The organism is Candidatus Phyllobacterium onerii (assembly GCF_028331445.1).
In the GTDB taxonomy this organism is placed as follows: Bacteria; Pseudomonadota; Alphaproteobacteria; order Rhizobiales; family Rhizobiaceae; genus Phyllobacterium; species Phyllobacterium onerii.
This window is the reverse complement of sequence record NZ_JAQMHX010000006.1, coordinates 35,612-49,640: the sequence shown is the minus strand read 5'-3', so window position 1 is coordinate 49,640 and position 14,029 is coordinate 35,612. Positions and strand designations below refer to the sequence as shown.

The following is a 14,029-nucleotide window of genomic DNA, read 5'->3' as shown; positions in this document are numbered from 1 at the left end:
GATTACATTTGCCGATTTCCCGGCGGTTGTCACGCTGATTCATTTCGCATCAGCGAGATAGGTTAAGCTCTCGTTCTGTCTTTCCAGGCAAATGGAGAACTTTTTTCATAGAGCCAATGATATTGCCGGACCATCTGGTTGGTCCGGGTATAGCGATAGCCGAGGATTCCGATGATGGTCAGCACAATCGTATCCACGATGTAGTAGTGAAGCGTGAACATCGTTCCACCAAAAAGAGCGAAGTGGATGAACCGGACAGCAATGCCTAACAGCAGCATATAGAATATGACGATCACCAAGGGGCGCCATGTTTTGGCGCAGGCTCGTCCTGCCATCCACGCGGCCCAGCCGCCCATGAGGCAGGTGACCAGTATGAACAGCCAGATTGAAGGTTCTTCGTATAAGATGCCCTGCATGGCAATATTCCCCTGAGGCCATTCAAGAAGGCCTTTCTCTCGTTAGTGACGACCGCCTTCAAGGTACGCGGCGCGCACTTCCGGATTTGCAAGAAGTTCCGCGCTCGATCCGCTCATCGTCACAATACCGTTCACCATCACGTAGCCGCGATCGGCGAGCTTCAGAGCGCCGAACGCGTTCTGTTCAACTAGGAACACCGTCAATCCGGTGGTCTTGTTCAACTCTTTGATTGCTTCGAAAATGTGCTTTATGATCAGTGGCGCGAGACCCAATGAAGGCTCGTCTAGCAGTAGCAGGCGCGGACGTGCCATAAGCGCCCGCCCGATTGCCAGCATTTGCTGTTCGCCGCCAGAAAGCGTGCCGCCGCGCTGATTGATACGTTCCTTCAACCGCGGGAAAAGATCGAACACCATGCGCGAATCTTCATCGAAGTACTCAAGCTTGTCGAGGCTCGCACCCATCTGCAGATTTTCCTGCACGGTCATGCGGGGAAAAATGCGGCGGCCTTCAGGTGATTGCGCGATCCGCAGCCGAGCGATTTCATGCGTAGGCAATTGCGTGATGTCCTTGCCGTCAAAAACGACACGTCCGGTACGTGCGCGCGGCATCCCGAAGATTGTCATCATCAAGGTAGATTTTCCGGCGCCATTGGCACCGATCAAAGCGACAATCTCGCCCGGATCCGCGTGGACTGTAACACCGCTCAGGGCACGAATATTGCCGTAGTAGGTTTCAACGCCTTCAACGCTGAGAAGGGCTTGCTTTTCCGACATTATTTAGCCCCTCCGGTCTTTTTGGGCGCCGGGGTTACCTGGCTCTGCTTTGCCAGTTTCTTGGCCTGTCCAATCCAGTCTTCACGCGCAATCCGCCCATCAAAAGCAAGGTAGGCCTCCGCGGCGATAATGTCAGCCTTCTTCCAGGCAGCAATCTGGTCGAAGTGGAAGATGCCGTGTTGGTTGAGTTTGCGCTCGTTGACCGGCCCAATGCCCTTGATAACGATAAGTTTGTCTGCCTTGCCGCCACGCGGCTCTGCAAGAGCGTTCGCCGTTGCACCGGGTTTGATTGCCGCCGGCGATTTTGCAGTTGGGGTGGTTGGCTTCGATTTCACGGTACTCGCTGCAGGCTTGGCAGCAGTTTTGTCTGCGGCGGACTTTACAACAGGCTTTTTTGCAGTCGTAGCTCTAGCCCGCCTGACCGTGGCAGGGGCGGAAGGAATAAGTGCGGCCGGAGCCATATCCGGATGGGCTTCCTCGATCTCGTGCAGCGCCTCGGTCGAAAGCAAATCTACCGCCGCGGTAATATCATCAAGACCAGCAGCTTCCGCCTGTTCGATCAGTTCGACCACTTCTTCGTCCTCGACGCCAAGATAAGCAGCGATGACCTTTGGATCATTTTTCACGGTCTCAGGCGTGCCATCCGAGATTTTCGTGCCGTATTCGAGAACAACAACGTGGTCGGAGATTTCCATAACTACAGACATGTCATGTTCTATGAGGAGGATCGACGTTCCCGTTTCATCGCGAATATCGAGCAGAAGTTTGTTGAGCTCGGCAGACTCGCGAGCATTGAGTCCTGCAGCAGGTTCATCAAGGCAGAGCAATTCCGGATCCGTACACATTGCGCGAGCGATCTCGAGACGCCGCTGCGCACCATAGGGCAGATCACCAGCTGGATCGTCGGCGCGCTCCACCAGATTGATCTTTTCCAGCCAGAAACGGGCCTTCTCGATCGCATCCGAAGCCGCCTTCTTGTAAGTAGGAAAGCCCAGCAAGCCGAGAATGGTAAAACCAGACGACAACATCAGTGGGTTGTGCTGAGCGACGAGCAGGTTTTCAAGAACGGTCAACCCCGAAAACAGGCGAATATTCTGGAACGTACGCGCGACCTTGGCCTTCTTGGTGATGACGAAATCGGCCATCCGTTCCAAGAGATACTCCTCACCATTCTGACGGGTCATCGTCAGCATACCTTCGGTCGGCTTGTAAAAGCCGGTTATGCAATTGAAGACCGTGGTCTTGCCGGCACCGTTGGGGCCGATAAGGGCAGTAATCGCGCCGCGCTTGGCTTCGAAGTTCAGGTCGTTGATCGCGATGAGGCCACCAAATTTCATCGAGAGCCGTTCAACGCGCAAGATTGCAGTGGGATTGTTTTGCACTTCCGAAACCATCAGCCGTGGCCTTCTTTGGTAAACTCGCTGGACACCATCTTGCGTTTGTGCAGGAAGGCACTCGGTTCTCGATTGCCGACAAAACCACGCGGCTTCCACACCATGACCACGATCATCGCGAGACCGAACAAGAGCATACGATAGAGTTCGGGAGTGAAATCCGGTCCAAAGATGCGCTTCAGGAATTCCAATTCGCGCAAGAGTTCCGTACCACCGATCATCACCGCAGCGGCGATAGCGATGCCGACCAGTGATCCCATCCCCCCCAGAACCACTATTGCAAGAATAATAGCGGACTCCAGGAACACAAAGGATTCTGGGCTGACAAATCCCTGCCGCGCCGCGAAAAACGAACCCGCAAAGCCGCCGAACATTGCGCCGGTGGCGAACGCGGTCAGTTTTGTCGTCGTCGTATTGATGCCGAGCGAGCGGCAGGCGATCTCATCCTCACGCAAAGCCTCCCACGCACGACCGATCGGCATACGGCGCAGACGAATGGTGACCCATGCAGTCAGGAGCGCAAGGAGCAGAATAAGGTAGTAGAGAAAAATCTTGTAGTAGACGCCGGAATTGGGAAGACCAAGCAGCGCTGCGAAACCGGTTGGTCCAGGGGTGAAAGGAATGCCAAACAAGGTTGCTTTGGCGATACCCGAAATACCGAACGTGCCTTTGGTAACGACGGTCCAGTTGATCAACACCAAACGAATGATTTCACCGAAAGCGAGGGTGACAATCGCCAGATAGTCGCCGCGTAAGCGCAAAACCGGGAAGCCGAGCATAATGCCCCAGAGGGCGGCGAAAATGCCCGCCATCGGCAGCAACAGCCAGAACGATAAACCGAAATGGGTTGAGAGCAATGCGTAGGAATAAGCGCCAACAGCGTAGAAGGCGACATAACCGAGATCGAGCAGTCCGGCAAGACCGACCACAATATTCAGACCCCAGGCGAGCATCACATAGATCAGGATCTGAATGCCAAAATTATCGACATACTTCAATGAGCCTTGCAGGCCACCCATGATGGAGCCGTTATAGGCCCAGAGGATCAGAATCACGAGGAACGGATAGATGAGTAGCAGTCCGAGTCCGATCTTGGGGAAGCTCTTGCGGAATGCGGATTGTTCTTTTTCGACTGCAGCGCGCTTGTTCTTGCTACGCGCTTCGCTCCAGGGTGTGATGTAAGCGGTCAGTAAAAACCGCCCAATACCTGCGACAAGCACGAAGATCGCCAGCAGTCCCCAACGCTGGTTCAGAACAAGCTCATTCCGGATATTCTGATCGGTGCGGAAACCGACGATCAGAAAGAACAATCCGAAGGCGAGAGCACCGGCGAGGAGCCCTTCCTTCACAGCCTTTGCGAAGACGGAATCCGGTTCTATTTTTTGGACGTCGGCCATACGCTTAAACCTTTTCGACTTCGGGCCGACCGAGAATGCCGGAAGGCAGGAAGATCAGAACAATTGCCAAAATCGAGAATGCGGCAACGTCCTTGTAGTCGATGGAGAAATAGGCGGACCAAAGAGCCTCGATCAGCCCGATCAGCAGACCGCCGACCACCGCGCCGGGGAGCGAGCCGATACCACCCAGCACCGCGGCAGTGAAAGCTTTAACGCCTGGGGTGAAACCATCGGTGAAGGAGATGACGCCATAAAACATGAGATAAAGTGTGCCGGCGACTGCCGCGAGCATGGCGCCCATAACGAAGGTCATGGAAATGGTCTTGTCCACGTCGATACCCAGCAGAGCCGCCATCTTGCGGTCTTGTTCACAGGAGCGCTGCGCCCTTCCGAGCGTCGTTTTGTTGACAAGATACCAGAAGGCAGCAAGCAGGATCACTGTCACGATGATGATGACCATCTGTTTGTAGGCAACTGTGATGTTCGTACCGTAAATTGTGATGCCACCGTTGACGAGTGGCGGGATCGGCTTGTTACGCGGACCCTGTGTGACCTGCACGAAATTGGACAACGCGATCGACATGCCGATCGCTGTAATCAACGGTGCGAGACGGAACGACCCGCGCAAGGGCCGGTAGGCCAGGCGCTCGATCGTCCAGCTCCACAACCCCGTCAGCAGCATTGCCACAATCATCATCAGGAGCAGTGCGAGAACGACTGGCACACCTCCAATGAAAGTAGTCAAGGCAAGAAAAACAATCATCGCCATGAAGGCGCCGAGCATGAAAACATCGCCGTGGGCGAAGTTGATCATACCGATAATTCCGTAAACCATCGTATAGCCGATGGCGATCAGCCCATAGATCGAACCAAGCGTCAATCCATTGATCGATTGCTGGATGAAGTACTCCATCGCAACGATACCCCTCATTTTATTGGGAAGTTTTTTATCCGGTTTTTTTATCCGGTTCCCATTACCCCAATGTCTTTACACCTAGCGTCTGCGTTAGAGAAAGCAACTGCTTTTTTGGCTGACACAACAACGTTACATTTGCTGACATATATTCTCCGGAAATTTTCACCAAATTTAATATACAATGCAACAGAAATTCCGGCGTTTTCGCTCGTGTTAGACGAATTGACTAGTCGCGCCTTAATTCTCCAGTGATCCAAAAGGGACTATTTGACGACAAAGCCATGAGCAAACGGATCGCGGTCATCTATGAAGATGGTGTTATATCCTGTCATGCGCGCCCACCCTGTAATTGATGGAATGATTGCCGGCTTTCCTGCCACGCTGCTGGCCTCTTCGACCCTGCCATGAAACAGCGAGCCGATTATGGATTCGTGCACGAAATCATCGCCTGGTTTCAGCTTCCCCTTGGCCGCTAACTGCGCCATACGGGCGGATGTTCCGGTTCCACAGGGCGAACGATCGATCGCCTTATCCCCATAGAAAACCGCGTTGCGTGCATGGGCTTCTGGTTGCGTCGGCGCGCCGGTCCAAAGAATATGGCTGAGGGTATTGATATCGTGCTTTTCTGGATGCTGAAACGAATAGCGCTCATTTAGGCGCTCCCGGAGTATCGGACTCCAGCCGATAAGATCGAGCGCTCGGTAGTCGGCAATATCCTTGAAATTCTCCTGGGGATCGACGATCGCATAGAAATTCCCACCATAGGCAACATCTACGAATAACGTTCCCAAATCCGGACATTCGACTTCCAGCTTCTCGGCATAGAGAAATGCAGGAACATTGGTAATCCGCACGCTGGAGACATACTGGCCGTCTAGTTCGTACTCCGCGACCACAGGGCCAGCGGGTGTATCGAGCTTGAGGATACCTGGTGTCTTCGGTGTTATCAGGCCGTGTTCGATCGCCATCGTCACCGTACCGATCGTTCCATGTCCGCACATGGGAAGGCAGCCGGACGTTTCGATGAACAGCACCGCCACATCGCAATCGTCACGGGTAGGAGGATACAGAATCGATCCGGACATCATGTCGTGCCCCCGCGGCTCGAACATCAGTCCTGTACGGATCCAGTCGAATTCCGCCAGGAAATGCGCCCGCTTTTCCATCATCGTCGAACCGGAAAGATTGGGGCCGCCACCCGCTACCAGACGTACTGGATTGCCACAAGTATGACCATCGACACAGAAAAAGGAATGGCGCGCCATGATACTCCTTAGAAACGTTGCGGGCTGAATGGTCCGATCGGAATTGAAGGATTTGTTCCAACAATCAAATCCGTAATCAAGCGTCCCGTTGCCGCCGATTGTGTCAGTCCAAGATGGCCGTGGCCAAAAGCATAGAGAACACTTTTGCTGGTTCTTGCATAGCCGATAACGGGCAATGAATCCGGCGAGGACGGCCGATATCCCATCCACTGCGTACCGCCTGAAGTATCAAGGTCAGGCATGAACATTTTCGCCTTCGTCAACATCGCTTCGGATCGTTTGTAGTTTGGTGGCAGATCCAGTCCACCAAATTCGACTGCGCCGCCGATACGGATACCGGTTTCGAGTGGCGTTACCACAAAGCCGTGGCCCGAGAAAATGAGCTGACGCTTAAGATCGAATGCCCCCACCGGCAAGGTTGTATTATAACCTCGCTCGGTCTCGAGAGGAATTGCATCACCCAAACTCTTTGCCAGCCGGTGCGACCATGCACCAGCAGCAATAATCAGTTTTGCAGCTTCGATACGTGTGCCGTCTGCCAGCTGAATCGTCGCACCGCTTTCTCTTGCCGCAACAGCACTGACCTCGGCACACAGAAATTCAGCACCAAGACGTGCTGCGTACAGCCACAGGCCCTTACCCACATGCTGAGGATCACTGACCGTCTTCCAGCCAGGCACAAAGGTGCCAGCAACAAAGCGCGATGCGAGACCGGGTTGGCTTGTGGCAAGCTCTTCGCCGCGCAGATGCTCAAAGGGAATGCCCGCTCGCTTACGGGCGTTCCAGCCCGGCAGGGCCGCATTCAGTTCCTCTTCGCTTTCATAGAGTTCAAGCGAGCCATCCTCGCGCACCATACTGCGAATACTTGCACGCTCCATCAAACCAAGCATTTCCGGCTCGGCTAGTCGCATTAGCGCGCCCTGCGCCTGTACGGTCCGCTCAAGAGCATCAGTGCGGCTGGCGCGCCAGAACCGGTAGAGCCAAGGTGCAAGCTTTGGCAGATATGATGGGCGAATCGAGAATGGTCCAAGGGGGTCGACAAGCCAACCCGGCACCTTGGCAAGAACGCCCTTCGAAGCCATGGGAAGAATATCGGAAAATGCCAATGCCCCGGCGTTGCCGGCGCTTGTCCCTTCACAGATACCCTGCCTGTCGATAACAAGCACCTTGTGGCCAATCTCGGAAAGATAGGCGGCAACGACGATGCCGACAATGCCGGCACCTACGATAACAATTTCCTTTGTGTCCGAACGTTGGCCGCCCATCAATCAGCCGACTGGCTCAAAGCGCAGGGAGTTTCGGGCGGGATGCGATCGCGTCCATGACGGTCTTCTCGACAGCAGCACGGCGCTCGCCGCGAAGCGGCTGGCGCGGCAGGCGAACGCGGTCATTTGTTCCAATTTCATGCACTTCCGCCAGTTTGATGTTCTGTACGAGGTATGTGGAAACATCGAGGTCGAGAAGAGGACGGAACCAGCGATAAATTTCCAGCGCCTCGGCATAACGTTCAGCCATGACCAATTTGTAGATAGCAACAGTTTCCTTCGGAAAAGCAGTAACGAGGCCGGCAACCCAGCCGATGGCGCCAGCGGTCAACGCCTCGAATGCGAGATTGTCTACACCGGTAAAGAGGTCATACCGAGTACCGAAGATGTTGATGATATCTGTGGTACGGCGAACGTCATCCGAGGATTCCTTGATCGCGACGAAATGTTGATCCGATGCAAGTTCCGTCAGGATTTCACTCGTTACGTCGACGCGGTAAGCGATGCGATTGGAATAGATCATTACAGGCAAGTCGCCCGCCGCCGCCACAGCTTTCAGCGTTGTCACTGTTTCTTCGGGGTCTGTGTGGTAGATCGGACTGGGAACGAGCATCAGGCCGTCCGCACCAGCTTTGGCAGCGCGTTTTGCCAGCGCTGCACCGTCACGCGTTGCCGCTTCATTGATGGTCAGGAGCACGGGCCTGCCTTTGGCAACGCGCTGCGCAGTCTTCAAGACCTCGAGTTTCTCATCATGGCTAAGCATCGGTCCTTCGCCAAGAGACCCTGCCACGATCAATCCGTCGCAGCCTGCATCCATCAGCAGCGCAAAGCAGCGTTCCATTTCACCATGATCGAGACTATCATTCGCTGTGAATTTGCTGGTAACTGCCGGAAATACACCTGACCACATGACGCTTGCTCCTTCTTGATATATCACAAATATATCTATAACACTTATGGCTGTCAATCCGAGAGAACGACTTATGTATCAAACGACCATCCACACGGTTGCACAAACGGGCGAGAGCCTGGCGGAACTCGCCTATCGCCAGTTGGAGGAGATGATCGTAACACTCAAACTGGAGCCAGGCTCGATCGTCAACGAAAGGGCACTGACGGATATCACAGGGATGGGTCGCACTCCGGTGCGTGAGGCAGTACAAAAGCTTGCTTGGGAAGGCCTGATGGAAATCCGGCCGCGCTCCGGCATCGCCATAGCCCCGCTCAATTTGCAGGATTTCGGTAAAATACTGGACACCCGCGAGGGGGTTGAACGCGTCCTCGCCCGCGATGCCGCCCGCTTTGGTGCAGCCCTCCACCACAAGCGATTAAAGGAGGCCTCCGACGCCATGAGCACCGCTCTTGCGTCCGACGATGTCAGCCGCTTCCTGATAGCAGACAAAATTTTCGATACTGTGCTTGGCCAAGCAGCGGAAAACCCGTTTGCTGCCCGGCTTGCGTCACCGCTTCAAACCCATAGCCGGCGTTTTTGGTTCCGCTTGCAGAGACCAGGAAGCCTTCAGCAATCAGGAGGCGCTCACAAGGCATTGATAGAAGCAATCATTGCCGGCGCACCGGATCGAGCGTCTGAAGAGGCCACCAAACTTATTGATCACTTGCGTACCCTGGCACCTTAGACAAAAATGCCGCCGGAGACCGGCGGCATTTTTGTGTTATTTCATCGTCGGGATAACGAACTCGGCACCGTCCTTGACGCCGGAAGGCCAGCGAGACGTGACCGTCTTGGTCTTGGTATAGAAGCGGAACGCATCGGGACCATGCTGGTTCAAATCGCCGAAACCGGAACCCTTCCAACCCCCAAATGTATAATAAGCGATCGGAACCGGGATCGGCACGTTGATACCTACCATTCCGACCTGAACACGAGAGGCAAAATCGCGGGCCGCATCGCCATCACGCGTGAAAATTGCAACGCCATTGCCATATTCATGTTCGTTTGGCAGGCGGATCGCGTCCTCGTATGTATCGGCGCGAACGATACCCAAAACCGGTCCGAAGATTTCTTCTTTATAGATCCGCATGTCTGGCGTCACATGATCAAACAGGCAGCCGCCCATGTAGAAACCGTTCTCATAGCCTTGCATCGTGAAACCACGACCATCGACCACGAGTTTGGCACCTTCTTCCACGCCGAGATTCACATAACCCTGGATGCGCTCCAGCGCCTGTTTGGTAACAACCGGACCATAATCGGCAGACATGTCGGTCGAAGGGCCAACCTTCAGGCTTTCCACGCGGGGGATCAGCCGCTCGACAAGGCGATCAGCCGTGTCCTTGCCAACAGGTACCGCCACGGAAATAGCCATGCAACGCTCGCCGGCAGAGCCATATCCAGCACCAATCAGTGCATCGACAGTTTGGTCCATATCGGCATCCGGCATAATGATCATGTGATTCTTGGCGCCGCCAAAGCACTGGGCACGCTTACCGTTCGCCGTAGCGCGAGTGTAAATGTACTGAGCAATCGGGGTTGAGCCAACAAAGCCGACAGCCTTGATGTCCGGGTCGTCAAGGATCGCATCGACCGCTTCCTTGTCCCCATTGACGACGTTGAAGATGCCTGCAGGAAGCCCCGCTTCGATGAAAAGCTCTGCAAGGCGCATAGGCACGCCTGGATCGCGTTCTGAAGGCTTCAGAATAAAGGCGTTACCAGACACGATTGCCGGGCCGGCTTTCCATAGCGGGATCATTGCAGGAAAATTGAACGGGGTGATGCCGGCAACTACCCCGAGAGGCTGCCGCATTGAATAGACATCGATGCCAGTTCCGGCGCTGTCAGAAAACTCGCCCTTCAGCATATGCGCTGCACCGAGGCACACCTCGACCACTTCCAGACCGCGCTGTATATCACCCTTGGCATCAGGGATTGTCTTGCCATGCTCGCGTGCCAGAAGTTCGGCCAACGAATCATACTCGGCTTCCACCAGTTCGAGGAACTTGCGCATGACGCGCACCCGGCGCTGCGGGTTGGTTGTGGCCCAGGCGGGCTGCGCAGCTTTCGCATTCTCTACTGCAGCGCGAACTTCCGCCGGTGTCGCAAGTGCAACGCGGCCCTGAACAGTTCCGTCCATCGGCTGGAAAATCTCGGTCGTGCGACCGCTGGTTCCGGCGACATGCTTGCCACCGATGAAATGTCCTACGTCACGCATAGCGAATAACCTCCCGGTAATAGTTGGATTTCTGTTGCAACCATCATCGCGCTTCAAAAACTTTATTGCAAGCCAAGCAAAAGCGTATCCGTTGTGCAAAAATTGAAGTACGACTCTGAGCGGGAGACTTTTATGAATTGGGATGATGTGCGCATTTTCCTGGCTGTTGCACGGTCCGAACAGATTCTCGGGGCGGCAAGACGTCTAGGGCTCAACCACGCGACAGTTGCGCGACGGCTGACAGCGCTGGAGAACGATCTTAATACAAAGCTTCTCACCCGGCGTACCAATGGATGTGAACTCACGCACGCAGGCGAAGAGTTTCTATTGTCTGCAGAGCGCATGGAGGCGGAAATGCTATCCATCCGCTCTTCACTCGGCGATGCTGACGTGGCCATCTCCGGATCAGTTCGGATTGGGGCGCCGGATGGATTTGGCGTTACCTTCCTGGCACCAAGATTGGCGTTGCTGACAGCCCGCTATCCAGACTTGAAAATACAGTTGGTGCCGGTCCCCCGCTCATTTTCGCTTTCCCGGCGCGAAGCCGATATTGCCATCACGGTTGATCGCCCCGATCAGGGACGCCTTGTAGCGCGCAAGCTCGTCGATTACAGCCTCGGCCTCTACGCCAGCCGTTCCTACCTCGCCGAACGTAGGGCGCCGCAGACGGTGGATGAGCTCTCGGCGCATCGCCTTGTGGGATACGTCGATGACCTCGTCATCAGCCCGTCGCTGAACTACGCGCCTGAAATCACACGTGACTGGAAAGCGGCATTTGAGATTTCGAGTGCGCTTGGACAGGTCGAGGCGGTGCGGGCTGGCGCAGGTATCGGAATACTCCACATGTTCATTGCGCGCGAGCATGAAGATCTCGTGCCAGTCCTGCCCGAACGCACCATTCACCGGTCTTACTGGTTGGCCTATCACGAATCCGTTCGTACACTTCGCCGCATCGCTGCGGTCTCCAATTTCATTTCCGATATGGTGAACCGGGAAAACGCGCGATTCTCTTAAATAAGATACAGTTTCATGGGCCAAATAATGATTAACTACCGCGGAACAAAAATCGCCAACTCGACTTTAAAATGGTGCACCATAATGGTGATTCGAAACGGTATCGGAGAGGGAAAATGTACCGATATATCCTGGCATTCGCTGTAGTCTTTGGCGGCGCGCAATTCTTGCAGGTGGTGCCCGCGCAGGCGCAAGATTCCGTCAGATGCGAATCGCGCAACTTTAGATACAGGGAATGCGATGCCGACATGCGCCGCCCGCGTGTTGCAAGACAGATTTCCAAAAGACCCTGCATAGCTGGCGACAGTTGGGGCTACAATCGAGGCGCTATCTGGGTAGATAAGGGTTGTGCTGCGGTCTTCACCGATTCTAGACGCGGCCGGGACAGATACCGGGAGGACGACCGATACGACGATCGGTACCCTCGCCGCAGGCGTGACAATGGCGTCGAACTTGAACTCGACTTCTAGGCATTTACTCTGAGCTGAGTGCTACTGCCGGCTGAAGCCGCGAGGCGTTTCTGGCCGGCAGGTACCCAAAGACCAGCCCCGTCAAGAATGAACAGGCAAAAGCTAACGCCACCGGCCCGATCGTGAAGCTGATCGGCGCACCGAGAAGCTTTGCCAGCACTCCAGTCCCGATGCCTGCCGCGACGCCAATCGCCCCACCGATCGCCGAAACCACAAGTGCCTCTATTATGAACTGCAGCAGAATATCGCTCCGGCGCGCGCCCGTCGCCATACGAACGCCGATCTCGCGAGTTCGCTCCGTGACACTTACCAACATGATGTTCATGACCCCGATTCCGCCGACGAGGAGCGAAATTGCAGCAACAGCACCGAGAAACAGCTTCAGTGTATTTGATGTCTCGGTGACAGCTTCGCGAATGGACGCCATATTGGTGATGAGGGTGTCCTGTCTCTGGTGACGTTTGTCCAAAAGCGCCTGGATCGTCTCCTGCGTGGCGTCGATTGCCGAGCCGTCCTTTACCTGCACGGTAATCGTCCGCACGTTGCGCTGGCCGAAAAGCCGCATGCTTCCAGTCGTCAGGGGAACCAGAACCGTATCGTCCTGATCGTTGCCGCCCATGCCTGCGCCCATTTCGCTCATCACGCCGATGATCTGGAATGGAATTTTGTTGACGAGTACATACTTGCCAATAGGGTCCGTGCCATCGGCAAAGAGCGTCTTGACCACGGTTTGACCAAGCACAGCAACTGGGGCGTAATTGGTCATGTCATCCTGATTGATGAACTCGCCCTTACCCACTGTCCAGGATTTCGCCTGCGTGAACTGCGGAACTGTACCATTGGCTGTCGTCTGATAATCGACATTGCCATAGCGTACTGTCACCGTGCTTGTCATTTCCGGAACAGCGAAAGCAACATTTGGTTGTTCGAGAATGGCATCCGCATCGGCCGGAATCAGGGTCACGACGCTGCCGCCCGTACCACCGCGGAAATTGGCCATGTTCGGTCGGATCACCAAAAGATCGGATCCCATGGAAGAAATTCGGTCAAGGACAGACTTCTGTGCGCCCGTGCCGATAGCAAGCATAGCCACGACCGAACCGACGCCAATGACAATCCCAAGCAGTGTGAGAATCGTGCGGAACAGGTTGGCCCGCAATGCACGGAAGGCCATTTTGATAGCTTCGGAAATATCGGCGATTGCAGCAACACCCTCAAAAGCCTTCTGCTTCAGCCCGGTTGCGGCCTCGGGATTGCTGCGACCCTTTTTTGTCCGGTCCGAGATAATACGGCCGTCGCGCAATTCGATGAGCCGGTCGGCCTGCTCTGCAACTTCGCGTGAGTGGGTAATGACGATGATCGTGTGGCCACTTTCGTTCATGCTGCGCAGCAGCGCCATGACTTCGTCGCCGCTCTGGCTGTCAAGAGCGCCGGTCGGCTCGTCCGCAAGGATGACCCTGCCGCCATTCATCAAAGCTCGTGCGATAGAGACACGTTGCTGCTGACCGCCGGAAAGCTGGTTCGGACGGTGATCGAGCCGGTCGCCAAGCTTCAATGAGCTAAGTAGTGCCTCTGCGCGGTCATGCCTGTCGCGCGCTGACGCGCCAGCATAGACGGCCGGAACTTCGACGTTCTCCTGCGCGCTGGCGGTCGGGATGAGATTGTAGCTCTGGAAGACAAAGCCAAATGTGCGCCTGCGTAATCCGGCAAGTTCATCGGGTTCAAAGCCAGAAACGTGTTCGCCGTCGAGCAGATAATCACCGCTGGTCGGCTGGTCGAGACAGCCGAGAATATTCATCAGCGTCGACTTGCCCGAACCGGATTGCCCGATGATCGCGACGAATTCGCCCGCCTCGATATCAAGCGATATTCCGTGAAGGACCTCAACGGCGAGGTCGCCATTGCGATACGTCTTGCTTATGTCTCTGAGCGAGATGAGGGCGGTCAT

The 14,029-nt window shown here is 55.2% G+C and carries 13 protein-coding genes; 3 read left to right on the top strand and 10 right to left on the bottom strand.

The window, feature by feature from the left end; genetic code table 11:
* Positions 1-62 precede the first annotated feature (62 nt).
* From PHA01_RS14920 to PHA01_RS14885, 8 genes are all read right to left on the bottom strand, one after another.
* Positions 63-416, bottom strand: a complete 354-nt coding sequence (locus PHA01_RS14920; protein WP_271896763.1) for a DUF6867 family protein — start codon at positions 414-416, stop codon at positions 63-65.
* Between the two features lie 42 nt (positions 417-458).
* A complete protein-coding gene (locus tag PHA01_RS14915; protein ID WP_271896761.1) occupies positions 459-1,190 on the bottom strand; it encodes an ABC transporter ATP-binding protein in 732 nt (243 codons plus the stop codon).
* Positions 1,190-2,584, bottom strand: coding sequence for an ATP-binding cassette domain-containing protein (locus tag PHA01_RS14910; protein WP_271896759.1), 1,395 nt, complete (start codon positions 2,582-2,584; stop codon positions 1,190-1,192). Before PHA01_RS14910 ends, PHA01_RS14915 begins: the two co-directional genes overlap by 1 nt.
* On the bottom strand, positions 2,584-3,981 hold the full coding sequence (gene livM, locus PHA01_RS14905) for a high-affinity branched-chain amino acid ABC transporter permease LivM (protein ID WP_112531026.1): 1,398 nt from the start codon (positions 3,979-3,981) through the stop codon (positions 2,584-2,586). Before livM ends, PHA01_RS14910 begins: the two co-directional genes overlap by 1 nt.
* Before the next feature lie 4 nt (positions 3,982-3,985).
* Positions 3,986-4,894 (bottom strand): branched-chain amino acid ABC transporter permease, encoded by a 909-nt coding sequence (locus tag PHA01_RS14900; protein WP_112531051.1) that lies wholly within the window; start codon positions 4,892-4,894, stop codon positions 3,986-3,988.
* A 266-nt stretch (positions 4,895-5,160) separates the two neighbouring features.
* Positions 5,161-6,162 carry a 4-hydroxyproline epimerase gene (locus tag PHA01_RS14895; RefSeq protein WP_271896757.1) on the bottom strand — a complete coding sequence of 334 codons (1,002 nt, stop codon included), beginning with the start codon at positions 6,160-6,162 and terminating at the stop codon, positions 5,161-5,163.
* An 8-nt stretch (positions 6,163-6,170) separates the two neighbouring features.
* Positions 6,171-7,427: an NAD(P)/FAD-dependent oxidoreductase gene (locus PHA01_RS14890; RefSeq protein WP_271896755.1), complete on the bottom strand. Its 1,257-nt coding sequence runs from the start codon at positions 7,425-7,427 to the stop codon at positions 6,171-6,173.
* A 16-nt stretch (positions 7,428-7,443) separates the two neighbouring features.
* Positions 7,444-8,337, bottom strand: coding sequence for a dihydrodipicolinate synthase family protein (locus PHA01_RS14885; protein ID WP_271896753.1), 894 nt, complete (start codon positions 8,335-8,337; stop codon positions 7,444-7,446).
* A 73-nt stretch (positions 8,338-8,410) separates the two neighbouring features.
* On the opposite strand from PHA01_RS14885, the gene PHA01_RS14880 reads away from it, so the two are divergent.
* A complete protein-coding gene (locus PHA01_RS14880) occupies positions 8,411-9,064 on the top strand; it encodes a GntR family transcriptional regulator (protein ID WP_271896751.1) in 654 nt (217 codons plus the stop codon).
* A 36-nt stretch (positions 9,065-9,100) separates the two neighbouring features.
* On the opposite strand, the gene PHA01_RS14875 is transcribed toward PHA01_RS14880, so the two are convergent.
* Positions 9,101-10,597 (bottom strand): CoA-acylating methylmalonate-semialdehyde dehydrogenase, encoded by a 1,497-nt coding sequence (locus PHA01_RS14875; protein ID WP_271896749.1) that lies wholly within the window; start codon positions 10,595-10,597, stop codon positions 9,101-9,103.
* Between the two features lie 132 nt (positions 10,598-10,729).
* Here PHA01_RS14875 and PHA01_RS14870 point away from each other — a divergent pair, with 132 nt between their 5' ends.
* Together PHA01_RS14870 and PHA01_RS29420 are read left to right on the top strand one after the other, a co-directional pair.
* Positions 10,730-11,611: a LysR family transcriptional regulator gene (locus PHA01_RS14870; RefSeq protein WP_271896747.1), complete on the top strand. Its 882-nt coding sequence runs from the start codon at positions 10,730-10,732 to the stop codon at positions 11,609-11,611.
* Between the two features lie 71 nt (positions 11,612-11,682).
* Positions 11,683-12,081: a DUF3011 domain-containing protein gene (locus PHA01_RS29420; protein WP_417020972.1), complete on the top strand. Its 399-nt coding sequence runs from the start codon at positions 11,683-11,685 to the stop codon at positions 12,079-12,081.
* A gap of 4 nt (positions 12,082-12,085) precedes the next feature.
* Here the strand turns inward: PHA01_RS29420 and PHA01_RS14865 are convergent, their stop codons facing one another.
* Positions 12,086-14,029 (bottom strand): MacB family efflux pump subunit, encoded by a 1,944-nt coding sequence (locus tag PHA01_RS14865; RefSeq protein WP_271896745.1) that lies wholly within the window; start codon positions 14,027-14,029, stop codon positions 12,086-12,088.